Source organism: Chitinophaga sp. 05T412 (assembly GCF_056396465.1).
This window is the reverse complement of record NZ_JBFTLN010000004.1, coordinates 321,757-346,865: the sequence shown is the minus strand read 5'-3', so window position 1 is coordinate 346,865 and position 25,109 is coordinate 321,757. Positions and strand designations below refer to the sequence as shown.

The window sequence follows — 25,109 nt, the reverse complement described above, 5'->3', positions numbered from 1 at the left end:
TTACTGGAATAGATGATATCCCCTACAGACGGAGATGACATTTCATAAGGTCAGTGTATACATGACAGGTAGCGGCCTGTTAAAGCGCCCTGCTTTGAGGAAGCGGCTTTATTTCATACGGTCTGACGACTTCCCGTTTAACGGTTCGGGGGAAATGAAAAGGTAAAAGGTTCATAACGGTAAAAGGAGGGCCCGCTGCTGCCCGATGGGCAACATAGCCTGCCAATAGCTTCCTGAATGAAGTATTAGCCGCCATGTGGAGTGACGTCAATTGTAGTTTCATATACGTGGATTAAATGTTGTAAAGGTATAGCGATGACGGATCATTGCGGGGGCCCGATTGATTCAATCATGGGCCTCAAATGTTACAATTAGCCTATCATTTTCTCTATTGATAATTTCTTCTTTCTCCGGTTATTGCACTATAGAAATAGTAACCGGTTGCTAAAATCCGGAAAGCCGGGAACACCATGATTGCATTCATCCAACAGCCGCAACTTCATTCCACCCGACTTTCCTGATTATATATTTAGAATGGATGATTTAAGGGAAAGGGGAACGCGGGCTGCTTACCAGCCTGCGTTCTGTTTCAGCACGTTGTTAGACAACGTAATTTGTGTATTCGGTATTTGTACCAGGCCTTTTGTTTCTATTACCTTGGATGCCAGAATGGTTTTGGTGGTATTTACACCTCCATTTTGAACGGTCGATGATTCCGCTATGGCAGCTGCAGCTACGTTGATTCCCTGACGTAATAAATCCCAGTAACGGATTCCTTCTGCCGCAAATTCCAATCTTCTTTCATTCATGATATTGGCCTGGCTTACCGGAATCTGTACAAAAGCAGCACCCAATGCTCTTTTGCGCACATCATCAAAGTAATTTTGGGCACCGGCGGCACCTAATTCAGCGGCCATTAACAATACATCTGCATAGCGGATAGACACATAATCCTGGTATTGGCTGATCATAAAACTTGCTCCGCCCATTTTCTCCGCCAGACTTTTTCCTGCCTCATCTGCCATAGGCGTATACTTTTTAATAGTGTAGCCGGTATATTCCCGCTGGTCTTTTACATTCTGAAAATCAAGTTTTTCATCTTTTATAGAGATGATAGAAGCACTTCTGCGGGTATCATTAGGCGCAAACGCATTCCAGAGTTTAGGATTCACGGTAGCACCGCCCCAGCCCATTCCATAAGGATAAATACTTTGAATACGAATACCATATAATACCATCCAGGTATTACCATCTACATTTCCGTCCCAGGTACTGGTATAAGTATACTTGATGGCAAAAACGGTTTCTTTATTATCTTCTCCTACATAGTTATTCAGTGAGGCAGCAGGCCATAGGTTGGCAAATTTCTCCACCAAACCAAAACCACCATTATTGATAACATCCTGGAGATAAGCCAGCGCCTGTGCTTTTGATACTTCTCCTACCAGATCTGGCTTGTTGTAATAGCCAGTGTAGTACAGAAATACACGACCCAGCAACGCCTCAGCAGCCCATTTGGTGACCCGGCCGTGAGTGGCAGGGTCTTGCGCACCATAACTGGTAGTAGCCAGATTTGCGGCAGCAAATTTTAAATCTTCTGTAATCAGTTTATACACATCATCAGGATTTGCCTGTGGCACATTGTCAGTAGTAGGCTTGGTAATCAATGGAACATTACCCCATAATCTTACCATATCAAAGTAACAGTAAGCACGTATAAACCTCGTCTCCGCTTCATAGGTGTTACGCAAACCGGCGCTTCCACCCCAATTTATCCCGTCCAGATGCGTCAACAGCATATTGGCACGATAAATAGCTTTATAATAAAGACTCCATGAATCTCCAAACATATCCTGATCAGAAGGGGAACGAAGCTTGTCAAATTCATCCATCATCTGATAGCCGAAACCATCCGCATTGCCGGTACCACCAAATGCCTCATCCGACATGACAGTGGAGGCAACAGGAAAAGCGATCCCCCCGGACCACACACGCTGTAGTCCATCATAAACGCCTACCTGCGCCTTCCAGGCATCATTGGGTGTTTTGTAAAAATTTTGTTCTGTAGCGGAGGTTACATCTTCTGTATCCAGAAAGCTTTTTTTACAAGCCATCATTGACAACAAAGCGGTAAACAGTATATAAGATTTTAAGTTTTTCATCGCCAATTCATTTTAAATTAAAAACGGATGTTTGCGCCTACCATAAAAGTTCTGGGCCGGGGATAATAACCTACGTCCACACCGGATGAAAAGCCTTCATTGTAGCCCACTTCAGGGTCCATCCCTTTATATTTGGTAAGGACGAAAGCATTTTGTACAGACGCATATACTCTCACTTTTCCCAGGTAACTTTTCTTCGCCAGGCTGGCAAAATCATAGCCTAACGTAATATTGCTGATGCGAAGAAATTTGCCGTCGTAAACATACAGGTCGGAGAATTGTGCCCAGTTGACACCGTCTTCCGTTACTCTGGGAATTCTATTAGAGGTGCCTGCACCATGCCAGCGATCCAGTATTTCTGTGGAGTAATTGGCAAAACCACCCGGACTTCTCCATGACTGTACAATTTGATTACCTGATACACCAGATGCTTGTACCATGAAATCAAAACCTTTCCAGGCAAGGCTTATATTAAAACCAAATGTAAAATCCGGATTGGGATCTCCAATCTTTGTTTTGTCAGTAGCATCAATAACACCGTCTCCGTTTAAGTCAACATAGCGAACATCGCCTGGCTTTGCATTGGGCTGAATAGGCGCCCCTGCTTTACCTTTATAAGCCTGTACTTCATCTTCTGTCTGGAAAATACCTGCCGTTTTGTATCCCCAGAAATAGCCAACGGGCTCTCCGTTTGCTGCACGGTAAAACTCGCCTGCATTGGCATACAGCGAATTCGTACTACCATGGATGATGTGATCGTTTGTAGGTATATTTCCTATCCTGTTTCTGTTATACGCACCGTTTACGCCAATGGAATAACTGAAATTTTTACCGATAGTATTACGGTAGTTCAACGCCAGTTCAACGCCTGAATTTTTCACATCGCCACCATTAATCAGCGGTGCATCAGCTCCACCAGTAGCCAGGATGGGAACTCTGATTAACCAGTCTTTTGTTTTTTTAACATAGTAGTCAAAAGTCACGCTCAAGTGCTGCAACACGTTCGCGTCAAAGCCTATATTGGTCTGTTCCGAGGTTTCCCATTTTACATTGGGATTGGCAATACGGCTTGGATAAGCTCCCTGTGTGTTTGCCCCTTCAACAGGTCCGAATATATAAGCGGCATTGGCAAAACTGATGGGAGATAAAAACTGGTAAGCATCTACATTCTGGTTACCTACTTGTCCCCAGCTACCACGTACCTTGAGGAAATCAAGCCAATGCAACCCCTGCATAAAGTTCTCTCTGGAAACTACCCATCCGGCAGACACAGAAGGGAAATATCCCCAACGCTTATCCGGCGCAAATTTCGATGACCCATCCGCTCTGAAAGTCAGATTCAATAAATACTTTTCCTGGAAATCATATTGAAGCCTTCCGAAGTAAGACATCAAAGCGCTTTCCGTGGGGCCTCCACCAACGCTCATGTAAGGTGCACCCCTGTTCACATTCTGGGCAACAGATAAGTAAGCATGCGACATGTCAGCAATACGCAGATCCCAGTTGCTCCCGTTCATGGCTACTGTTTGTTGTTTCAGTGAAGAACTACCCGCCATTACACTGAAATGATGATCTGTGTGCACATTGAAATCATAACTGAGTAAATTGTCGAACTGAATCGTGCGTCCATTGCCCATAGACTGCGTCACCTTGGCTGTATCGTTAAATGAATAGATAGACAGGTGATACACCGGCGTATAGCCGTGGCTTTGGTTTGAATAATAATTTAAACCGAGGCTTGACCGGAACTTTAGCCCTTTAATGGGTTCTACCTGTATGTACACATCTCCAAATAATCCCTGGCTACTGTTCCGGTTCCTCGTGGTATAATCCATAACGGCATAAGGATTGGCTTCTCCATTATTCCACGACTGGTCAGGCTTTCCCGGATACCAGCCTTTTTTGTCACTGCTGAAATAATTGCCAGCAGAATCATACATTGGCAGGAAAGGGCTGACGCCAAAAGCGCCGCGTAAAGTATTGTTGTATTGCCCATCTACTAAAATACCATGACTGTTCTGATAATTAAACGTAAGATGCTCTCCTATCTTAACAATATTCTCATACAGATTATGTTCAGAATTTATTCTGAAATTATAACGGTCGAAATAAGAAATATCGGAGCCGCCAACAATACCACCCTGACTGGTATATCCAAGAGACATAGCATAAGTAGAGTTAGCGCCACCTCCCTGTACTCCCAGTACATAGTTTTGAGTAGGTACGTTACTTTTAAACATCTGATCCATCCAGTTGGTATTTACCGGCAGATTGTTAATGACGTCGTTGCTGAAATAAGGTGACTTACCGGAGTTGGTGGCCGCTTCATTGATGATGGTAGCATATTCTTTTGCATTCAGCAATTTTGCTTTACGTGCTACGTTCTGCACACCATAGAAAGCATCCAGGGTTACCTGTGGCTTCTGATTCACTTTTCCGGTTCTGGTGGTCACCAGTATCACCCCGTTCGCTGCCTGAGAACCGTAAATGGCGGCGGAAGCTGCATCTTTCAGGATATCTATGGACGCAATATCAGCCGGGTTCAGGTAGGAAATATCACTGGTTTGAACACCGTCCACGATATACAATGGAGAAAAATTACCTACGGTGCCTTTACCACGGATAATCACATTCATACCAGCTCCTGGTTGTCCGGAGTAAGTAGTAATTTGAACACCGGGTGCTTGTCCCTGCAATCCCTGCAGCGCATTGGTAGTATTCTGTTTTTGGATATCATCGCCCTTAACCTGTACATTGGCGCCGGTTACGAGCTTTTTCTTCTGTACACCATATCCAATCACCACTACATTTTCCAATTGGGTTTCGGCATCCTGCAATTGAATTTTCAATTCGGAGGAGGTGACTTTTACCTCCTTTTGAATAAATCCAACCGACGAAACCAGCAATACATCTCCGATGGATGCCGCGATGCTAAACTTTCCTGCCTCATTCGCAATGGTGGTGACATGAGTGCTTTTTACGGTAATCGATGCACCCACAACCGGTGAAGCCGTGGTCTGACTGATGATGGTACCACTCACCTTCGTAACTTGTGCGTGGGCATTTCTGCTAAGGGAAAAAATCAAAATACCCCAGAGCAGCAATATTCGCAAGCGAATGATTTGGGTTGATTTCATACGTGTGAATTTAAAATTGGCTATTTTTTTATAGTGAGATGTTTTCCTTCATAAACCACTTCTTTGTCGCAGGTGGTGTCAAAATCCAGGCGTCTGGCATTACCAGGTGTGATCATATTAATACGGAATGTTCTTTTCTTCAACATGTTGTTAAAGGAACCTTTCCTGTCCCCGATGGTAACAGTAGCTGTTTTCTCGTCGTACTTTACAGGGATGACAGCAAAAGCGCCTTTCTCATAATTATAATTGGCGCCTTCATCTTCATAAAGATTAAAAGATGCATTAGCACCGGTATAAATATTCAGGGTGATGGTATCGGCCTGTTTTTCAGTAGTGTATTGCAGTTCCGGGCCAAAAGGAAGTATAGATCCCGCTTTTACAAATAGCGGCATACGCTCATAAGGAGCTGCTGCTACAATTTTCTGCCCACCAGCATACCACTTTCCTGAATAAAGGTCATACCACCCCGCACATTCCGGCAAATACAACGGACGCTGGGTTTGATTGTATTCGCAAACGGGATTTACCAGGAGTGCCGGACCAAACATGTATTGGTCGGGGATATTTAATACTGCCGTATCTGTAGGAAAGTCCATGGCGAGGCCACGCATCATCGTATAGTCGTTGTGGTAAGACGAACCCGCCAGTGAATAGATATAAGGCAGTAAGCGATAACGCAACTTATCATAATAAAGAAAGCTCTTGTATGCGGGATGATCGGCAGGAGCCGTATTAAATATCTCCCGATAAGGAAATTGTCCATGCAAACGGAACAAAGGAACAAATGCGCCGAACTGCGACCAGCGGGCTACCAGCTCGCGCCACTCTTCCAGGCTTTCGCTATCCGGTTTTTCAAATTTCTGCGGTACCACAAAACCACCTACATCCATCGTCCAATAAGGAAGACCGGACATAGAGAAATTTACGCCCGCAGCTATCTGCGCTTTCATATCTACCCAGGTGGAGCCAATATCACCGCTCCATATTGTTGCACCATACCGCTGGGAACCTGCAAAGCCGGACCGGGTGAGCAGGAAAACTCTTTTATCAGGATCAGAGGAACGCTGTCCTTCATAAATTCCCTTTGCATTTTGTAAAGGGTAAGCATTCAGGAATTCAGCTGCACTGCCTAAAGCAGTAGGGTTCATCTGCAGTTTTCTTCTTTCAGGACTTACATTGGAAAGAATATCCGGCTCGCTGGCATCCATCCACCAGGCGTCAATTCCTTTACTATAGATCTTTTTATTAATCAGATCCCAGAACCCTTTCCGGGCAGATGGATTGAAAGCATCGTAAAAAGTGGAAATATATCCTTTGCCTATCCAATCTCTTTGCTGGTCGGCAATATTTCTTTTATAGAGCCATCCATTTTTATCAAACTCATTATATGCCGCTATGCCATCATAAAACTTAGGCCATACGGATATCATGATTTGCGTGTTGTACTTTTTATGCAACACCTCAATCATACTGTCGGGAGAGGGGAAACGTTTTTCATCAAACTCCTGGCTACCCCACTCTGCTTCTTTCCAGTAGCTCCAGTCAAGCACAATGTTGTCGATGGGAATTTTTCTCTGGCGGAACTCATCCACCGTGGAAAGGATTTCTGCTTGTGTTTTGTATCTTTCCCTGCTCTGCCAGAAGCCCAATGCCCATTTCGGCACGATAGGCGCTTTACCGGTAAGCGTTCTGTAACCGGAAATCACCTCATCCATGTTATCACCATACACGAAGTAATAGTCTACCTGTTTCCCTGCTTCGGAGCAAAAACCAAAACCATTTTGCTGATCCTCATTCAACGGTTCCTGCCACTTCAGGGAAAGATAGGATTCACCTTCAGGTATCCATTCCATCTTCACAGGTACTTTAACTCCTTTTTCAAAATCATAGGGAATCACTGCTGATGCGGGATTCCATGCTTTCCTCCAGCGATCCAGTACCAATTTCCCATTCAGCCATACTTTCAGTGAGCCGCCATACACCAAACGGAATTGGTGAATGCCTGCCAGACTGCTGGAAAGCATTCCTTCCCAGGTAACCATCCCGGTAGCCGATGTAAATTCTGCAGGCAGCTGGAGCTTTGACTGTCCCAGGAACTCCATATTAATACTTGCTTCCGGCCTTTCGATACTTACTTCCTTTGGTTGATGCCAGTCATTGGCATAGGAAGCGGTCAGCCATCCCGGCTCCCCTTTCTTTGAAAAAAGCTGCAGGGCAGACAGTGGCTGAAGCGGCCGGATATCACCAGCCCGTGTAAGGGAATAGTTATCCCACAGAATACCATAATTTTTATTGGAAATCAGAAAAGGAATAGCTACTTCGGTATTGTTCTGAAAGAAGGTAACCTGTTGCCCCCGATAGTTCATAACGCCATCCTGGTGCTGGCCGAGTCCGTACCAGGCATCGCCTTTGGGCGCCTCAAATGATTGTGTCAATGTATAATACCGTGTGCCATCAAAAACCACCGGTTGAAAATTCCGTCCAAACGACTGCTTTTCTGCCAGTATTTTTTTGCCGTTCAGATCCGTGAAAGTGACGGCGCCGGTTTGGCGGTTGATGGTGGCAATTAACTTTTTTGTTTTCAGTACCAGGTTTTCCTTAGATGGGATGACCTCCCAGGTAAGTCCGGTTTTCTTTTGATAAACGGTGACCAGGCTGTTTCCCGGTACTATTTCTTTGCCAGGAGCAGCAATTACCCTTATAATATTATCGGCTATTACTTCCAGTTTAACCGCGTGTGGAGCTCCGGTAAACAGGGAGTCCGTGAAAAGCAACACCCCATCTGGCAGTTTTAAATAAACGGGCGGCTTCGCTAACAAATCATTCATCAGGCCTAAAGTCAGCAGACTAAACAGCAACAATCTCAGTTTCATATACGTGGATTAGATGCTGTAAAACTATAGCTATGCTGGCATTGATGGGGGGCCAAAATGATTCAACATAGGGACTCAAATGTTACAAACAGGCAGATCCTGCGCCATTTTCATCGTATGTAACTCATTCAGCGGTGCTGCTTTTTTGTATTCGCCGCATATTCTGAAGGGGTCAATTTGAACTCTTCCTTGAAAACCTTACTAAATACTTTCGGATTATTAAATCCTACCTGATATGCCACTTCAGCAATAGACATTCCACTTTTGTCTAATAACTGAGCGGCTCTTTTCAAACGAATGGAGCGGATGAAGTCCAATGGAGATTTGCCGGTGAGGGAATTTATCTTCCGGTACAGGGTAACCCTGCTCATGAATAGTTCCTTGCTGAAGTCATCTACAGAAAAGTCAGGATTATCTATTTGCTTTTCAATAATGCTTAATGCCTCTTTCAGGAACTTCTCGTCTACAGGGGTTATGGTCACTTCTTCCGGGTTGACTTCTATCTGCTTCTGGAATTTTTTCTTTAGTAGTTGTTGCTGCGCCAACAGATTGTTAATACGGGAGCCAAGAATTTCAAAGGTGAAAGGCTTGGTTATGTAATCATTGGCCCCTGCTCTCAGGCCCGCCAGCTGCTTCTCCTCACTGCCCATGGCCGTCAGTAAAATAACGGGGATATGTGAGGTGAGTGTTTCGGATTTAATTTTGCCCACCAGTTCCACGCCATCCATCAACGGCATCATTACATCGCTTACCACAAGATCCGGATTCAACCGCTTTATTTTCTCCCATCCCTCGCTTCCGTCAATAGCTTCCTCCACATGATATAAGTCTTTCAGGTTATCCTTCAAATAAAAGCGCAGGTCTTCATTATCTTCCACTATCATAATTATTTTTTTTCTGTTTCCTTTTTTCCCTTCTTCGGTATCTGTTGGTTCCCCCTCTTCTGCTGTTACAGGAGTTGTGGGCCGGGGAGCAATATATATCTTCCTGGCTGGAAGCAATACGGTGAAGCAGGTGCCCTGATCCGGTTCACTTTCCACCGTGATAGTCCCTTCATGCAAGCTTACAAACTCCTTGGTGATCGCTAACCCTATACCCGTTCCCTGATTCACCATGCTTTGCGGCACTTCTGTCTGGAAAAACCGTTCAAAGATTTTTTCATGCTGCCCGGCGGGAATACCAATACCTGAGTCCTTTACTTTGATAGCAATCGTTCCATCTGTTTCGTTGACAGCAGGTGTATTATAGGTTAATCTGACACTTACATCTCCATTATCAAAGGTGTACTTAAAAGCATTGGAAAGAAGATTGAATAAAATCTTCTCCATCTTATCCTTATCAAAATAAATCTCCAGATAGTCAATACTACTGGAAAAGGAAAACCAGATTTTCTTCTTTTCTGCGATATCAGTGAAAGACAGGCTGGTTTCTTTGCAAAAACCAACAATGTCACCTACCGCCGGATGCAGCCGTATTTCCTCTACTTCCATTTTTCTGAAATCCAGCAACTGGTTTACCAGATTCAACAAACGTTTGGCATTCCGCTGCACCAGGTTCAATTGTTCCACCTGCTCCGGGTTAGCAGTATGCTGAATGATTTTATCTAAAGGCGCCATGATGAGACTTAGCGGGGTACGGAATTCATGGCTTACATTTGTAAAGAATTTGGTTTTTAACTGCTCCAGCTCATGGGCTCTTTCCGCCTCCCTGCGCTGCTGGCTCACTTCAAAACGCATATGTATCCTGTCTAAGGTAATACGGCGGATGAGCCAAAACAGGGCAACAGCCATTAGTAAATATATAAAGTAGGCCAGGGACGTTCGCCAGAATGGAGGCTTAATATTAATCTGCAACGTTTTCACCTCACTCCATACGCCTGTCCTGTCCAGTACTTTTACTTTGAAAATATAGTGACCAGGACTGAGATTGGTATAGGTGGCTCTCCGTTGGCTATCGTCTGTATACAACCAGTCGGTGTTAAACCCTTCCAGCATGTAGGCATATTTGTCATTGCGGTTATGTGAGAAATCGAGCGAGGCAAAGTCGATGGAGAACACATTCTCCTTATACTTCAGGTCAATACGCTGCAATTGCGATAAAGCATGGTCTAATAACACCCGGTTATTGACGCGTTCACCGGGTGCTATACTTTTATCGAGTATCTGAAAATCAGTAAAAACAATGGCTGAATGCCCCACAGGAGGCTTAATGGAAGCAGGATTGATGATATTAAATCCAGATGGCCCTCCAAAAATCAGTTCACCTGTTCCTGTCCTGAGCGCCGCATTTTCATTAAACTCCCGGTCCTGCAGGTTATTGGTGGCATCGTAATTAATAACAGAAAAAGTAATCCGGTTATTAAGCTGTTTGGGAATAATGTTGCATAGTCCATTGGGCGTAGAAATCCAGAGGGTTTGATTCGCATCCTCCAGGATGTTTAATATCATATTGTCAGGAAGACCATCTGATATAGTGAAAGCCCGGAATTCATTGGTTTGTTTATCAAACAGGTTAAGTCCTTCCCGTGTTCCCGCCCAAATTCGACCCTGGTTGTCTTCCAACAGGCAGAAAATAGCATCATCGCTTAAACTGTTTCTCTTATTGGTATGCTGATAAGTAGTGGCCGCTGCTTTGTTCTTTTCGAAAACAGTAATACCTCCACTGGTACCAATCCATATATCACCTTTTTTATCTTCCATAATAGCAGAAACATAATTCGCTCCTCCTCCACCTTTATAATGAGAGAAGCGATTCGTGGCTCTGTCGAAACGATCCAGCCCTCCGCCTAAAGTGCCTACCCACAACTGTTCTTCTTTGTCCTCAAATATTTCCCAGACAGTGTCATTCGCTAAACTGGATGAATCATTATCACTATGCCGGTAATGTATAAATTTTCCCCTATCAAATCTGTTAAGTCCTCCGAGATAAGTGCCTACCCATAGCATGTTTTCGTGGTCAATCCAGAGGCTCACAATCACATTATTGCTCAAACTATTGCTATTACCCGGATCATGCAGGTACTGTTTGAAAGTATTATTCTTTCTGTCAAAATAAATCAATCCCCCGCCATTAGTCCCTATCCAGATATTACCGGATTTGTCTTCAACAAACCGGTTCACATCATCAAACTGCAAACTTGTTGGATCTGCATCGTGGTGATGGAAATAGGGAAACTGTACAACGTTGCTATTATAATAATTGACGCCTTGTTTGTAGGTTCCCAGCCAGATAAGTCCCTGATTATCTTTATAAATACTCAGGATACTGTTTTGACTGATGCTTTTAGGATCGTTGGGATTATTCAGCAGAAAGGTAGTTTTGAACCCATTCTTTTTATCAATCAGGGTAACACCTCCGTGGTCTGTTCCCACCCATATCAGACCATTATTATCCTGAACAACCTGGCTCACCAGTTCCGACTTTAGTTTTACCGGAAACGAATTTTTGTTCATCAACATCGCGCTGCTATCTCCCGGATGCAAAAAAAAGAGTCCGTTATTGTAGGTCCAACACCAGATATCGCCATCAGTATCCACAAAAACGTTGAAAGCCCCCTCCCCTTTATGCTGCTTTTGGACCGCATTACTGGAAAATATAATTTTCCCCAATTGTATATCATACTGCTGTAAAAAGCCGGACCGACGTACCAGCCATAACTTTCCATCGTTTGTTTCCTTTATCGCGGTAATCTTTTCGGCAGCGGGAGCGCTTTCCAACTGGTTAAACGGTTTTACGCTTTTATCCCTGGCGGAATATAAATATAAACCCTTGTCTTCATAAAGAAACCAGTATCTGCCATCTTTCCCTTTCACGATATTGGAAACCGTCCCGGCAGGTAAGCCCAGGGCCGCCAGGTAGCGATTATCATTGGTATCAAACTTCTCGGTATCCGGGTCGTAGATACAGGCGCCTCCCATTGTGGACACCCACATTTTCCGGTTTGGTAACTCATAAAATCCAACGACATTATTGGCTTTCAGAGAAGTACTGTCGTTATGGTCTTTACGAAATATTTTGCAGGAATAGCCATCATAACGATTCAATCCATAAGTGGTTCCGAACCACAAAAAACCGTCATGGTCTTTTAGTACTGCGTTTACCTGGTTATGTGACAGTCCATTATAGGTATTCAGCTTCGAAAAATTATAGTGCTCACCCTGCGATAAAACAATGAGAGATTGCAGCAGTAAAACAACCCCAAAAAGGTAACGCATTGCAGTAGGTTTTAGGTAGATAAATTTTGTGCCTTCCCGGCACTCCTGCGCTTCCCGCTGGCATCGCTTTTCACTCATGCTTCCTGTAAAGAATTTTTTTTCGGGTAATGTAACATTTGATACCCTAATCCGACATAAACCGATCCCCCCGGTATGACCCGGGCAATGTAACTTTATAATATTGTTCCACGAAATCAACTTACCCCGTTATGAAAGTATGCTTACTGCGGCCTGAGTTCCAGGCTCCTGTTTCTTTATCTGCCCTATTCAATAGGCTCCTTTCTATAAACGGCAATTTAAGTGTCAATATAACATATAAAATCAACTGCAACAAATTCCACGACTGTCAGCACCACATCCTTTAAAATTATCAAAACATAATCACCAAGCATACAATAAAAAATAACGGCTATAACCACTGATATGGTTATAGCCGTTATTTTTTATTGTATGATACTCCAATACACTTAATCCAGTTCTATCATCGCTTTAATTACCCCGTTGGATGGATTGAGCAAATTTTCAAATTCGCCGGTAACCTTGTCAAATGCAATACGATGTGTAATATAATTGGCCGGCTGTACCCAACCTTTTTTGATAGAAGCGATCACGTGATCAAAATCTTCCCGCGTGGCATTACGGCTGCTCATCAAAGTGGCTTCCCGCTTGTGAAATTCAGGGTGACTGAAACTGATATCTCCTTTCTGTAGACCCACCAGCACATATCTGCCGCCGTGCGCTATGTACTGAAAGCTATTATTGATGGCCTTTAAACTACCCGTAGCATCAATGACAACGGTAGGCATATCGCCGTTCGTAATAGCAGCCAGTTCTGCTGCTACATTTGCAGTGGCAGCATCGATGACATGATCCACCTTTAGTTTTTCTTTGCAAAATGATAATCTTTTTGCATTCACATCCACCGCAATTACCTGACCACCCGCAATACGGGCAAATTCCATGATCCCTAACCCAATAGGACCGGCGCCAATCACCAATACAAACTCGCCTGGTTTTACATCCGCCCGCCTGATGCTGTGTGCACCAATAGCCAGCGGCTCCACCAGCGCCAGATCATCATACCCAAGGCCGTTACCATGCACCAATGCATTGGCAGGTACGTTGAGGTATTCCCGCATACCACCGTCAACATGAACACCACAAACATTCATTTTAACACAGCAATTGGGCTTTCCTGACCTGCAGGCAATACAAACACCACAATTGAAATATGGAATAAAAGTGACGATTTCCCCGTTTGAAAATCCAGGCGATCCGTTAGCGTCCATTATCTCACCTGAAAGTTCATGTCCCAGAATACGTGGATAGTTGAAATAGGGCTGTGTACCTTCGAACGCGTGCAAGTCTGTGCCACATACGCCAATCCGGTGAATCCTGATCTGCACCTCACCTGCTCCAGGCTCCGCTCTTTGCGTATCCTGCGATACTAATCTTCCCGGCTCCTCACAAACTATTGTTCGCATATTATACTTTTAAAGTTGAAAGATTTGTTCCATTATCACCCACTTCTCTCCTTCTTTTGCCCAGGGTAATGGCTGCTGGAACTTCCACATTAATTGTTCCCACTCCTGCACTTTAGGATTAGCGGCATCTGCTGCTTTTTTCTGCTGCTCGTTATACTGGTCTGTCGTCTCCATCATCATCATCAGGCGATTACCCGTTCTGTAAATGTCCATTGCTACGATGCCTGCATCCAAAATGCTCTTTCTTATTTCCGGCCAGCCATTTTCTGCTTTGTGCCAGTATTCATATGCTGCAATCAGTTGGGGATCATCTTTTAGATCAAGCGCCAAACAATATCTTTTCATAATGTCATTAAAATTTACAAATAACCGGATGCATAAGCCGGATCAATCAACCCAACATTTTCCATTTCTTTCCAGAATCCTTCCGGGATAACGGATTGAGGCAATGCCACATTTTGAGCTACCCTTTCTGCCCGCGTAGTATTTAAAGCAATACTTCTGACTCCGGGTGCTTTCCTGCCAAAAACCACGCATGCTGCTACCGGTGCTACGTTGTAATGGAAACACAACTTGTAAAACTGATCCCGCCAATTGTATAACGCTTTATCTTTCACCGGATCTGTTAGCTGATAATTATAATAAGCTGACCCGGTTAAAAAACCTCCGTTGAAAACAGACGAATTGATAATCGCAATATCCTGTTGCTCCAGCTTTAACATAAAATCCACCAACGCCAACGGATGACTATGAACGGTCATACTATTGGCAATCATTACCCAGTCGAGCTTTACATCTGCTGCTATTTTCGCGATAATCCGCCAATCTTTTGCCCCTACTCCTATCGCTTTGACCTTACCAGCCTGCTTCAATTCATGCAGCGCACGATAAGCATCCAGTACATCCTGGTAACGTTGCTGCCGCTCTTCTTCATGCTCAGCTGCCGCGAGGTATTCATCGGGATCATGCACGGACACCAGCGTTGCAGGATAGTCTCCCAACAGCTGATTGCCTTGTTCATAGCATTCCAGGATGCCATGGTAACTTATTTTTTGAACCGCATCATGTTGAAGGTTTCGCCATACGCCTGGTTCAAAAGTGGGTTCCGCCGTTTTTAATTCCGTACGCAACCAGCCCAGCTTATTACTGATCAGCACATCCGACGGGGCCACCTGCAATTGTTTCAAACTCCGGCCCAACACCTCCAGTGCCAATCCTGCGCCGTATTTGCCGGCGGAATCAAATATAGCTGGTCCTGACGAACATTTTATACATTCACTGACAATGGAGCGCTTTATCTCCTCCGGGAGTGCTACATATAAATTTCCTAACCCGCTGGTGCCAAAAATCACTTCTGGCAATGTCAATCCTTTCATATCAGGAGTTACCTCTTTTCAAGATTAGTTAGACTTAACACTAACGTATACACGTAATATTTCTTATTTAAGCAATTGCTCCTTCAATTTTCAATACAAAAGCCTCTTTACACGGGCGCTGTTCCGGCAACTGTACCTTAAGACCTTCAGATGTTTGCTCAAAACTCAACCGGTCATTTCCAAGCAGGCTTACCTGGCTTACTTTTCCAACCTGGTTACCAGCAGCCAGCGACTTCACCGATATAGCATTGTTTTCCGGCCATCCCAACATGACGGCATACAGTGTTTTGCCTTTTGTGGTAAAACGAATGTCTTCTGCTACAAATGGCTTGCCCTGTCCTTCATTGAAGCCATGCGCATTTAATGCTTTTACAGATTCGGTGGCAGGACCTTCCCCAAATACCTTCCAGGGGCGTGTACTGTAGATGGCTTCACTGTTGACCTGCATCCAGGCAGCTACCTGTTCTACCACGGCACGCTCTTCGCTATCAATGGTACCATCTCCGCGTACTGGAACATTCAGTAAAAGATTACCGTTTTTACTAACGATATCTACCAATGTGTGTACGACGGTTTTGGCGCTCTTATAGCTTTTGTTATCAAAAATCCGGCGGTCATAGTGCCAGCCACCAATACAGGTGTCCATTTGCCATGGCAGGGGCTCTATCTGGTTACTCTGTCCACGCTCAATATCCCATATCATACATTTGCGTTGCTCCTCGTTCAATTTTTTTCCGAACAAAGCGGCTTGCAATTTTCCGTGCTTTTTGATACTCGTGTTATAGAGATGGGCAGCTATTTTTAACCCGGCATCACTGATGGGCCAGAGCGGTAATGCATTGTCATCAAAATAGACAAGCTCGGGGCCATACTTGTCGATCAGATCGAGGGTCCGGTTTAAAAAGTTGTCGCAGTAAGCTTTGTCAGGCACATTGGCGCCATTTCCCCAGTCCCAATAAGCGCCCATATCGCCCTTCAGACTATCCTTACTTAACGCATGATTTTGTGCATATAATTCCTGAGGGTCGTACCCCTTCCACCATTTATTACTGCCATCGGCTTTAGTCAGTTTTCCATCATATGGAACGCCTGCGTAGGGCCCGCTTTTGTCGGAACGCTGTGCCACCTCATACCAGGTCCAGGCATGGGAAGCGTGAATGGAGACACCGAAAGGCAACCCCTGCTCTTTAGCCGCTTTCGCCCAGCCTCCAATGAGATCTTTTTTTGGGCCCTGCCTGGTACTATTCCAACGATGGTATTTACTATCGTAAAGGTCAAGGTTATCGTGGTGATTGGCCATCGCCATAAAATATTTGGCGCCTGCCTTTTTATATAAGGCCACCAGTTCCTCCGGATGCCAGTTCTCTGCCTTCCATTCATTGATCACATCCTTAAACCCAAACTTTGAAGGATGACCATATTTTTGAAGATGATAATTGTAATGATCACTACCTTCCTCGTACATGCCACGACCGTACCAATCGCCATGTTCCGGCTGGCATTGCGGTCCCCAATGGGCCCAGATGCCAAACTTGGCGTCTCTGAACCAATCCGGCACCTGGTATTGCGCCAACGAATCCCAGGTAGGTTGAAATGGACCTGATACCATACGTGGAACTGACGGGGTCTTCAACAAACTGTGTGCATACAGATTAGATAGATATAGGGATGACAAGCCTGTAGCTAATCCTTTTATCAATGTTCTTCTTTTCATGGAATTTAATTTTACCGGTTGCTGCTACTTGCCAGGAACTACCTGTTGGCACTGGTAATTCCCGACTTATAACAGCTCCCCTTTATTTGACAAATCAAACTTACTCTGAAATACTTATCCAACATTTAGCTTAATTGGACTTTTTTTTATACAAATCCGACTATTTGGCTATCATTGTTATGGTAAAACCATAACATTGGGAAAGTATCACATCCGTAAAAGCGGCTGGCAATATTCCCCGCCGCTCGTTTGGGCCGATAATTATATGGTATGATTAAAAGAACACTAAAACAAACATTTACGCTACTGAACGTTGATCACGTAAAACTCGGTTCCAAATGGAACTACAAAAATGTGATCAGCCCATACTTCAGGATATATTATATCGATGCCGGTGCCGGAGAAATCTGGAATGCAGCCACCAGGGTCAAACTTGAGCCCGGCTTCCTGTATATTATACCAAGCTTCACACTATGTAACCTGGTATGCCCACACGATCTTAGTCAGTATTTCGTGCAGTTTTTTGAAGAGTCATCGGATGGCATCTCCTTATTCGAAAACAACAGATCTATCCTAAAAGTAAAAGCGACGGAAATTGACATACTTAATTTTGGGCGGTTATTGGAGATAAATCCAGGGAGAGGCATTAATGGATCAGACAATCCTAAGGTGTATGAAAAAAATACATTTTACAAAGCGTACCAGGATCTTAACAACCGGCAAAGCATGTCAACATTTACAGAAACGCATGGTATCCTGCTCCAGCTGGTCTCGCGCTTTCTAACACAAGACGCATTTAAATACAACGATACACAACAAATACCGGCAAAAATTCTAAATGCCATCAGCCATATTCAATTAAACTTACATCGCGATCTATCAGTAGCTATTCTGGCCCAAAGAGCCAACCTGCATACGGATTATTTCTCCCGCCTTTTCCACCAGCACACCGGAGAAAGACCGGTAAAATATATACAGGAGAAAAGAATTGAGCGGGCACAATACCTGATGGTAACCACCCAGATGACTTTCAGTGAAATAGCTACTCAGACAGGTTTTGAAAATGTATTTTATTTTTCTAAAATTTTCAAGAAGATTACCGGCATGTCTCCCGGGAGTTACAGGAAACAAATGGATACGGTTGGCTTTTAATTAGAATAGTATCTAAATTTTATACAACACGCCGGTTAAAGCAATCATGATCAGGAAAGTAACCATCGCACCTGTTAAACAAATAGCGAGTGTTTCTTTCTGATATCTTCGCCGGAGGTGTATCTCCGGATGTTGCTCCATTCTTTTGATATAATGTACCGCCGCTATATGTGCAAATACCGCCACCAGTGAAAGGGTATAATAAGGAATAAAAAACAACTTCTCTGGATAATGATTCGGTACGCCAGCGGCAAAATATAATAGTGGATTTAATTATAGTCGAGCAGAAGTTTTACTACATCTGTGTATCTTGGACCATATTGCAGTCGAATTCGATTCAGACAAGCGTCAATAATATACAGCTGTTGTTGCGGATCATAGTTAACCACTACCAAAGAATCAGCCAGAAAAGGGCTTTTTGACGACGCCTTATCCGGGTGTAAAACATGTAATTCATCCGGATGGAATTTATCAGGGCTTACTGTAGGCAATAGCGTGAGTCCATATTCTGTCGTAATGCTACCACCTGTTAATGTTATGCTCTCCAATGATTTTGGGAAGGTTCGGTTATAGGTATCTAATACAGCAGCCAATTCCAGTTCATTAGCTCCTTCCTGTAATAATATTCCGATCTGCCTGTTTTTTCCAAACAAAACCTTCCTTCCAATAGCCATTTTATCGCTGAAACCAACAGGAATACTCCTATGCGCGGTTTCCTCAGGAGAAACGGTGTGGTGGATTAGTTTACTTACCCGTAACATCGTTTGGCGTCCGAAAAGGGTATCAATAATGGAAAGCGCGCCATCAGTAGCATTGGAAACACCTGCAGTGCTATACAGGTTTCCGCTGTGGGTTACGCGAGTGTTGTTAACCCATAAAGGCTTACCATATTGTTTACGGATAGCCGCGTAATCAGACGCATGAGCGGTAAGTGGCTTGCCATCATAGATACCTGTCGCCGCTGCGGTTAACGCACCATCACAAACAGAAAGTACAACGATGGTATCATGATAATGTTTTTTAATCCAATTAACGATCGTGGGATTTTGATGGCGGGCGTCCATGGCTGACAGATTAGGAATAACAATCACCTGGGGATTGATACCAGCGGAATCAAATTCATCGAAGGAAAAATGAGGCAGCAGGAAAAGCCCCTTTCGCATGATGATGGGGTCTTTCTTATTTGCTACCACATACACATTTGCTTCTCTGGTAGCGCTAAACAAATAATATGGCGCCATCAGGTCGAAGATCTCTGTTCCCTCGCTGTCTGCAATAAGTATCACTGTTTTCTTAGCGGAGTCAAAGCTGGGTCGTACATAGCTAAACGCGGGAACGCCTTCAAACGTTTTCCATCTCATAAACTCCCGGACAGGGGCACAGGCATGGAAAAACCAAATCATTACCACACCTGTAATCAGCAGCAGGCAGCAGGTCATTTTACTTTTTCTCACTTTTTCTATGTTTCTTTAGGATTCTTTGTAATTGCCGGGCAGATTTAAATCCACATTCCGAGGCGATTTTTGTCATCGTGTATTCAGGATTATTACGTAGCGTATCCGCTTTCTCCGTTCTAAGGCGGGTAAGATATTCATTGATGGTTATGCCCGTGGCGTTTTTAAAAACTCTGGTGAGATTCCTGGGGCTACTATTAAAAAGCTCAGACAACTTTTCCACGGTCAGAAACTGATCCAGATGATTGATCATATAATCCTGCAGCTGATGAACCTTGGGGTTAATGTGATTCCTATAATCCAGGTAAATATGCTGTTGGCTGTGTTTAGCGTCTCTGCGATGATATATTACCAATCCTCTGGCAACCTGGTTAGCCAGTAGTGGCCCCTCCCATTCCTCCAGGATAGATAAAGCCATATCAATTCCTGAGCTGATGCCCGCACTGGTATATATATTTCCACTTTTTACGAATAATACATTGGAAAGTACACGAGCCGCCGGGAACATACGCTGCAGGAGGTCCGTACTCCTCCAATGAGTCGTGCATTCACGGCCATCCAGCAAACCAGCGCTACCCAAAATGAAGGCAGCATTACATACCGAGCAAATATTAATTCCACCGGCAGCACAATCGCTCACCCAGCGGAAAAAGGAGGATTCTATATCAGGGCGTCTTTTCAGGCCTTCAAAATAAAATCCGGGAATAAAGAGAAAATCGCCTTCTCTCAATATAGCTTTCCGGTAATTGCCGATTTTCCCCAAAGGCAATCCCGCTGCACTCGAAGGCCGCTGGTCTATAGCATAAAAGGCTATATCCAGTTCAACCCCCATAAGGCTTGCTTCCCTAAATACCTGGACAGGCCCGGCTAAGTCCAACAACTCCACAAGTGGAGGTAGAATAAAGGCAATCTTTCTGATCATTCCACAAAAATAGCCTTTGTCAGACTTACGGTAAAGGACAATCATGCGTCATATTCAGCCAACTGGAAAACCAATACTGGGCTGATTCGGATAACTACATTATGCAACGACTATCAAAACATAACACAGCAGCATCCTGCTGCCCACAGCTACAAACAGCATATCCCCCATACTACCATTACCTGTTCACAATCTTTCTTTTCACAAATTCATTGAAAAAAAAGTCCCTGTATATATTTCCAATAGGAATCTCGTTTGCACCTATGTACACCGTATTATTATCCACTGAATCGATATGCTTAACATTGATGACATAGGATTTGCTTACTCTCACAAACATATCTTTGGGTAGTTGATCGTAAATTGTTTTGATGTTCACCGCCGTAATTACCTTCTGATTTTCACTGTGTATCACAGCATAATCTTTCAAACCCTGGATAAAAAGTATGTTCTTGAAATAGACTTTAAAAATCCTTCGGTCTGCTTTCAAAAAGAAAAAATCATCCGCTACCCGTTCTATATTATTGCTGGCATAATCCGCCTTGAATAATTTAGCATAGGTGAGTGATTTTTCAACAGCCTTTTTAAACCGTTCTAATTTCACGGGTTTTATCAGGTAATCAATTGCATCCACTTCATAGCTGTCAGTAGCAAATTCAGAATAGGCGGTTGTAAAAATCACAAATGTTTCCTTCGGAATGGTTCGGGCAAACTCGATTCCGTTAACACCCGGCATTTGTATATCCAGAAAAACTAACTCAACAGTATTGTTTTCTATGAAATCCTTCACCGTTTCAGGACTACTGAATGAACCAATTAAATCCAAATCCTCAGTTTGACTAATCAACATCTCTATAGCGTCCCTGGCCAATGGTTCATCATCTATAATAATACAGTTCATAACTTTATACTATTTATTATATAACGAAATAATCTTGCCATTTTCCAATTGCTGTACAAGTTATAGCTTTATAGTTAATGTTACACAATACCTCTCCGCATCCTCTTCAATACTTAAGCTATGTGTTGCAGGGAACAAAAGTTCCAGCCTTCGTTTTACATTTATCAACCCCAGGCCACCCGCACTACTTACAGGTTTAACCATGGGTTTAGAGTTGATACACTTAAAGAAAAGTTCATCGTTTCTGACATCAAAATACAGGTTTACATAAGACGATTTTGCGGTATCATTGTTATGCTTCACCGCATTTTCCACAAAGGAGATGAACAACAATGAAGGAATTTGTACACCGCTCAAATCACCCTCTTTTGATATCAGGAAATCAAAACTATCCCGCCTTACTTTCTCCAAATTTAAAAAATCCTCCAGGAAATGAATATCCGACGTCAGCAACACCTTATCTCTCGCGCTGTCATAGAGTTGATATCGAAGTAGATCGCTCAACCTCATTAAAACCTGGGAGGCTTTTTCCGGATCTTTCTTAGTTAGCACATTGGCATTATTTAGCATATTAAATAAGAAATGCGGGTTGATTTGCTTCTTCAATTGTTCCAGTTCAGCATAAGCTTTCGACTGTTCCAGCTCATAAATCACCTGTTTGTCCATCATTCCCTTCTGAAACAGTTTTATGGAAGAAGAAGCTGCTAGCAACAGCACCGTCAGAAAGGAAAAAAGAGGAATATTCAGCCGGTGTGCCCTATCAAAAGGATTGAAAAAATAACCACAAACAGCCACCACCAAAAGGATACAGATCACAGACAAACAGTATTCAACATTTTTATTCCTGAATAAAAGTTTGGGCACCAGCACATACATATTTACATAAAACAAGACAATGAAATATAAAAATATTACTATGGGATTATCGATTACAGTCCTGCTATTGTACAACACAATACCAATAAAAAAAATGAGCAGCAGATGCCGGAATATCCTGCGGTCTGGCGAAATCAGGAAACGAAAAAGCACGTTTTCGTTAACAAACCGTTGATGGGTAGAATCATTCATTTATAAAACTGTATAGCACAAACTTACTATTTAAAATTATGCGCTGATCTGATTTTATACAAAAGTGCATGCTTGTTATACAAAAGTATAAAGTGTTGAAAAAACACTTAAAACACGAAATATATTTTGTTGCGCCCTCACATCATTTACTATAAAAGATATCGTATTTGGTATATTAAAAAAAAGGCGGTACTTCAAAAGAATAGTTTTGTATCCAATTTACAAATATCAAATCGATTTTAAAAGATGAGATACAAGACACTTTACACACTACTATCTATAATCATTCCTTTCACGGCTTATTCACAGGAGAAAGTCACGCTGAGCGGAACAATTACCATGAAAGCAAACAGCGAAACGGTAATCGGCGCCAGCATTTTCATTCCCGAAACGAAGTCCTCCACTATTACCAATGCCTATGGATTCTATGCTATCACGCTACCCAAGGGAGAATATACAATTGTTATCAGCTATATGGGATTTGAAAATATTGAAGAACATATCTCTCTGACAGGAAATATCAGGAAAAATTTTTCCATGCTTGAAAAAAGCAAAACGTTAAATGAAGTAGTGGTAAAATCCAATAGTGCAGCCAACAACATCCGAACACCGGAAATGAGTGTGAACAAACTCTCTATCTCCACCATCAAAAAGATGCCGGCGGTGATGGGCGAGGTGGACATTCTGAAGGCCATCCTGCAACTTCCAGGCGTTTCCAATGCACAGGAAGGCGCAACCGGATTTAATGTCAGAGGCGGTTCCGTAGACGGCAATTTGATCATGTTAGATGAAGCTGTCATTTACAATACTTCTCACCTGTTCGGATTTTTCTCCGTTTTTAATGCGGATGTGATTAAAGATCTAAAATTGTATAAAGGTGGCATACCCGCTAATTTCGGCGGACGGACTTCCTCCGTGCTGGATATTTATCAAAAAGAAGGAAACAACAAAGAATATCACGTAACAGGAGGAATTGGGGCGGTTTCGAGCAGATTATTGGTAGAAGGGCCCATTGTAAAAGACAAAAGCTCGTTCGTAGTGGCGGGTCGTACCTCCTATGCCCAACTGTTTATGAAGTTGGCTGACAATCCCAATTCCATTTCCTTTTATGATTTGAATGCTAAACTGAATTATAAGATCAATGACAATAACAGGGTTTTTCTTTCAGGATACTTCGGCAAGGACAAAATGGATTTCAGCAATTTCTTCAGTAACAATTACTCAAATTCATTCCTTAACCTTCGCTGGAATCATATCTTTTCTGAAAAATTCTTCTCCAATGCATCTATCATATACAGTAAGTACGATTACGGTCTCAAGATAAAATATGTTGGCATTGATTGGCTATCAGATATCCGTAATTACAATCTGAAGTACGATTTCAGCCATCATCTGTCAAATAAGCTGGTGTTGAATTATGGCATCAATTCCATCTATTACCAATTCAATCCCGGCACAATAAAACCTATAGACAGTACATCACCTGTGAATGCCGACCAGATTGAAAAAAAATATGCCTGGGAAAATGCAGCGTATATCAGTGCCGAGCAAAAACTCACGGATAAACTATCATTGACCTATGGGCTGAGATATAGCTATTTTCTACGGTTGGGGGAACAAAATGTAAATACTTATGCTAATAACCAGGCAGTAGTTTTTAATGCTGCTTTACAAATTTATGAAGAAGGAACCCCAACGGGAATAACACATTACAATAAAAACCAAAAGATCATCTCCTTTGGAAATTTAGAGCCTCGTTTAGCCGTTTCCTATGCTTTAAATGACGACCAATCCATTAAGGCAAGTTATAACCGGATGAGCCAGTATATTCATTTAATTTCCAACACCGCTGCTGTTTCCCCACTTGATATCTGGGCGCCGAGCGATCAATATCTGAAACCTGAAATTCTTGATCAGTTTGCACTAGGTTATTTCAGAAATTTCAGCAATGGAAAATATGCGTTGGAAACAGAAGCTTTTTACAAGAAAATTCAAAACAAATCAGATTACATTGACGGCGCCGAATTGATTGCCCGCAAAGCCCTGGAACAGGTATTGCTAAATGGAGAGGCAAGAGCTTACGGGCTTGAGGTGATGCTAAAGAAAAATACCGGAAAACTAACAGGTTGGATTTCTTATACCCTTTCTAAAGCGGAACAGCGCACACCAGGAAGAAACGCAGAAGAACCTGGTATTAACAACGGCGAATGGTATCGTGCCAACTATGACAAAACACATAACCTGTCACTTACAGCCACTTATCCCTTGACGAAGAAATGGAGTTTTGGCGGCATCTTCACCTACCAAACAGGGAAAGCAGCCACTTATCCAATTGGCAAATATCAGTATCAGGGAATTACCGTTGCCAACTATGGAGCACGAAATGCGAATTCTCTTCCAGCTTATCATCATCTGGATTTATCAGCCACTTATACGCCAAAACCGAATAGCAAAAAAAGGTGGAAAGGGGAATGGGTGTTCAGTATTTACAATGTTTATAATAGAAGTAACGCCGCGTCTCTGATGTTCAGACAAAACAAAGAAACAGGGTCGAGTGAGGCAGAAAGAATATCGATTTTCGGTATCATCCCGGGTGTGACTTATAATTTCAAATTTTAATGCTAACAATAGAAAAATGAAAAATATACTTAA

Annotated in this window: 16 protein-coding genes; 2 read left to right on the top strand and 14 right to left on the bottom strand. The window is 43.0% G+C overall.

Annotated features, from left to right (window positions below; all coding sequences use genetic code 11):
- Positions 1-79 precede the first annotated feature (79 nt).
- The 9 genes from AC1DFM_RS11865 to AC1DFM_RS11825 all read right to left on the bottom strand — a co-directional run bounded on the left by AC1DFM_RS11865 (position 80) and on the right by AC1DFM_RS11825 (position 16,960).
- A complete protein-coding gene (locus tag AC1DFM_RS11865; RefSeq protein ID WP_477076942.1) occupies positions 80-283 on the bottom strand; it encodes a hypothetical protein in 204 nt (67 codons plus the stop codon).
- 286 nt (positions 284-569) lie between these two features.
- On the bottom strand, positions 570-2,162 hold the full coding sequence (locus AC1DFM_RS11860; protein ID WP_477076941.1) for a RagB/SusD family nutrient uptake outer membrane protein: 1,593 nt from the start codon (positions 2,160-2,162) through the stop codon (positions 570-572).
- Positions 2,163-2,179: 17 nt separating this feature from the next.
- Positions 2,180-5,299: a SusC/RagA family TonB-linked outer membrane protein gene (locus AC1DFM_RS11855; protein WP_477076940.1), complete on the bottom strand. Its 3,120-nt coding sequence runs from the start codon at positions 5,297-5,299 to the stop codon at positions 2,180-2,182.
- A gap of 20 nt (positions 5,300-5,319) precedes the next feature.
- The gene (locus AC1DFM_RS11850; protein ID WP_477076939.1) at positions 5,320-8,172 is read right to left on the bottom strand and encodes a TIM-barrel domain-containing protein; all 2,853 of its coding nucleotides are present in this window, start codon (positions 8,170-8,172) and stop codon (positions 5,320-5,322) included.
- 128 nt (positions 8,173-8,300) lie between these two features.
- Entirely contained in the window at positions 8,301-12,386 is a 4,086-nt protein-coding gene (locus AC1DFM_RS11845; RefSeq protein ID WP_477076938.1) for a hybrid sensor histidine kinase/response regulator transcription factor, read from the bottom strand.
- 467 nt (positions 12,387-12,853) lie between these two features.
- Positions 12,854-13,870: a zinc-binding alcohol dehydrogenase family protein gene (locus AC1DFM_RS11840; RefSeq protein ID WP_477076937.1), complete on the bottom strand. Its 1,017-nt coding sequence runs from the start codon at positions 13,868-13,870 to the stop codon at positions 12,854-12,856.
- A 9-nt stretch (positions 13,871-13,879) separates the two neighbouring features.
- Positions 13,880-14,215, bottom strand: coding sequence for an L-rhamnose mutarotase (locus AC1DFM_RS11835; RefSeq protein ID WP_477076936.1), 336 nt, complete (start codon positions 14,213-14,215; stop codon positions 13,880-13,882).
- 14 nt (positions 14,216-14,229) lie between these two features.
- Positions 14,230-15,246: an aldo/keto reductase gene (locus tag AC1DFM_RS11830; RefSeq protein WP_477076935.1), complete on the bottom strand. Its 1,017-nt coding sequence runs from the start codon at positions 15,244-15,246 to the stop codon at positions 14,230-14,232.
- A gap of 67 nt (positions 15,247-15,313) precedes the next feature.
- A complete protein-coding gene (locus tag AC1DFM_RS11825; protein ID WP_477076934.1) occupies positions 15,314-16,960 on the bottom strand; it encodes an alpha-L-fucosidase in 1,647 nt (548 codons plus the stop codon).
- 270 nt (positions 16,961-17,230) lie between these two features.
- On the opposite strand from AC1DFM_RS11825, the gene AC1DFM_RS11820 reads away from it, so the two are divergent.
- On the top strand, positions 17,231-18,112 hold the full coding sequence (locus AC1DFM_RS11820) for a helix-turn-helix domain-containing protein (protein WP_477076933.1): 882 nt from the start codon (positions 17,231-17,233) through the stop codon (positions 18,110-18,112).
- Positions 18,113-18,124: 12 nt separating this feature from the next.
- On the opposite strand, the gene AC1DFM_RS11815 is transcribed toward AC1DFM_RS11820, so the two are convergent.
- From AC1DFM_RS11815 to AC1DFM_RS11795, 5 genes are all read right to left on the bottom strand, one after another.
- Positions 18,125-18,331 (bottom strand): hypothetical protein, encoded by a 207-nt coding sequence (locus AC1DFM_RS11815; RefSeq protein ID WP_477076932.1) that lies wholly within the window; start codon positions 18,329-18,331, stop codon positions 18,125-18,127.
- 50 nt (positions 18,332-18,381) lie between these two features.
- Complete coding sequence (locus AC1DFM_RS11810) at positions 18,382-19,566, bottom strand: DJ-1/PfpI family protein (RefSeq protein WP_477076931.1); 1,185 nt, start codon at positions 19,564-19,566, stop codon at positions 18,382-18,384.
- Positions 19,553-20,488 (bottom strand): GlxA family transcriptional regulator, encoded by a 936-nt coding sequence (locus AC1DFM_RS11805; RefSeq protein WP_477076930.1) that lies wholly within the window; start codon positions 20,486-20,488, stop codon positions 19,553-19,555. The genes AC1DFM_RS11810 and AC1DFM_RS11805 overlap by 14 nt, the downstream gene beginning before the upstream one ends.
- 178 nt (positions 20,489-20,666) lie before the next feature.
- Entirely contained in the window at positions 20,667-21,389 is a 723-nt protein-coding gene (locus AC1DFM_RS11800) for a LytR/AlgR family response regulator transcription factor (protein WP_477076929.1), read from the bottom strand.
- A 60-nt stretch (positions 21,390-21,449) separates the two neighbouring features.
- The gene (locus tag AC1DFM_RS11795; protein WP_477076928.1) at positions 21,450-22,058 is read right to left on the bottom strand and encodes a sensor histidine kinase; all 609 of its coding nucleotides are present in this window, start codon (positions 22,056-22,058) and stop codon (positions 21,450-21,452) included.
- A gap of 645 nt (positions 22,059-22,703) precedes the next feature.
- On the opposite strand from AC1DFM_RS11795, the gene AC1DFM_RS11790 reads away from it, so the two are divergent.
- Positions 22,704-25,076 (top strand): TonB-dependent receptor, encoded by a 2,373-nt coding sequence (locus tag AC1DFM_RS11790; RefSeq protein ID WP_477076927.1) that lies wholly within the window; start codon positions 22,704-22,706, stop codon positions 25,074-25,076.
- Positions 25,077-25,109 lie beyond the last annotated feature (33 nt).

Bases quoted from the DNA above. Each gene is read 5' to 3' on its own strand.
- AC1DFM_RS11865 (WP_477076942.1), bottom strand. From the start codon at position 283: ATGAAACTACAATTGACGTCACTCCACATGGCGGCTAATACTTCATTC.
- AC1DFM_RS11860 (WP_477076941.1), bottom strand. From the start codon at position 2,162: ATGAAAAACTTAAAATCTTATATACTGTTTACCGCTTTGTTGTCAATG.
- AC1DFM_RS11855 (WP_477076940.1), bottom strand. From the start codon at position 5,299: ATGAAATCAACCCAAATCATTCGCTTGCGAATATTGCTGCTCTGGGGT.
- AC1DFM_RS11850 (WP_477076939.1), bottom strand. From the start codon at position 8,172: ATGAAACTGAGATTGTTGCTGTTTAGTCTGCTGACTTTAGGCCTGATG.
- AC1DFM_RS11845 (WP_477076938.1), bottom strand. From the start codon at position 12,386: ATGCGTTACCTTTTTGGGGTTGTTTTACTGCTGCAATCTCTCATTGTT.
- AC1DFM_RS11840 (WP_477076937.1), bottom strand. From the start codon at position 13,870: ATGCGAACAATAGTTTGTGAGGAGCCGGGAAGATTAGTATCGCAGGAT.
- AC1DFM_RS11835 (WP_477076936.1), bottom strand. From the start codon at position 14,215: ATGAAAAGATATTGTTTGGCGCTTGATCTAAAAGATGATCCCCAACTG.
- AC1DFM_RS11830 (WP_477076935.1), bottom strand. From the start codon at position 15,246: ATGAAAGGATTGACATTGCCAGAAGTGATTTTTGGCACCAGCGGGTTA.
- AC1DFM_RS11825 (WP_477076934.1), bottom strand. From the start codon at position 16,960: ATGAAAAGAAGAACATTGATAAAAGGATTAGCTACAGGCTTGTCATCC.
- AC1DFM_RS11820 (WP_477076933.1), top strand. From the start codon at position 17,231: ATGATTAAAAGAACACTAAAACAAACATTTACGCTACTGAACGTTGAT.
- AC1DFM_RS11805 (WP_477076930.1), bottom strand. From the start codon at position 20,488: ATGATCAGAAAGATTGCCTTTATTCTACCTCCACTTGTGGAGTTGTTG.
- AC1DFM_RS11800 (WP_477076929.1), bottom strand. From the start codon at position 21,389: ATGAACTGTATTATTATAGATGATGAACCATTGGCCAGGGACGCTATA.
- AC1DFM_RS11795 (WP_477076928.1), bottom strand. From the start codon at position 22,058: ATGATGGACAAACAGGTGATTTATGAGCTGGAACAGTCGAAAGCTTAT.
- AC1DFM_RS11790 (WP_477076927.1), top strand. From the start codon at position 22,704: ATGAGATACAAGACACTTTACACACTACTATCTATAATCATTCCTTTC.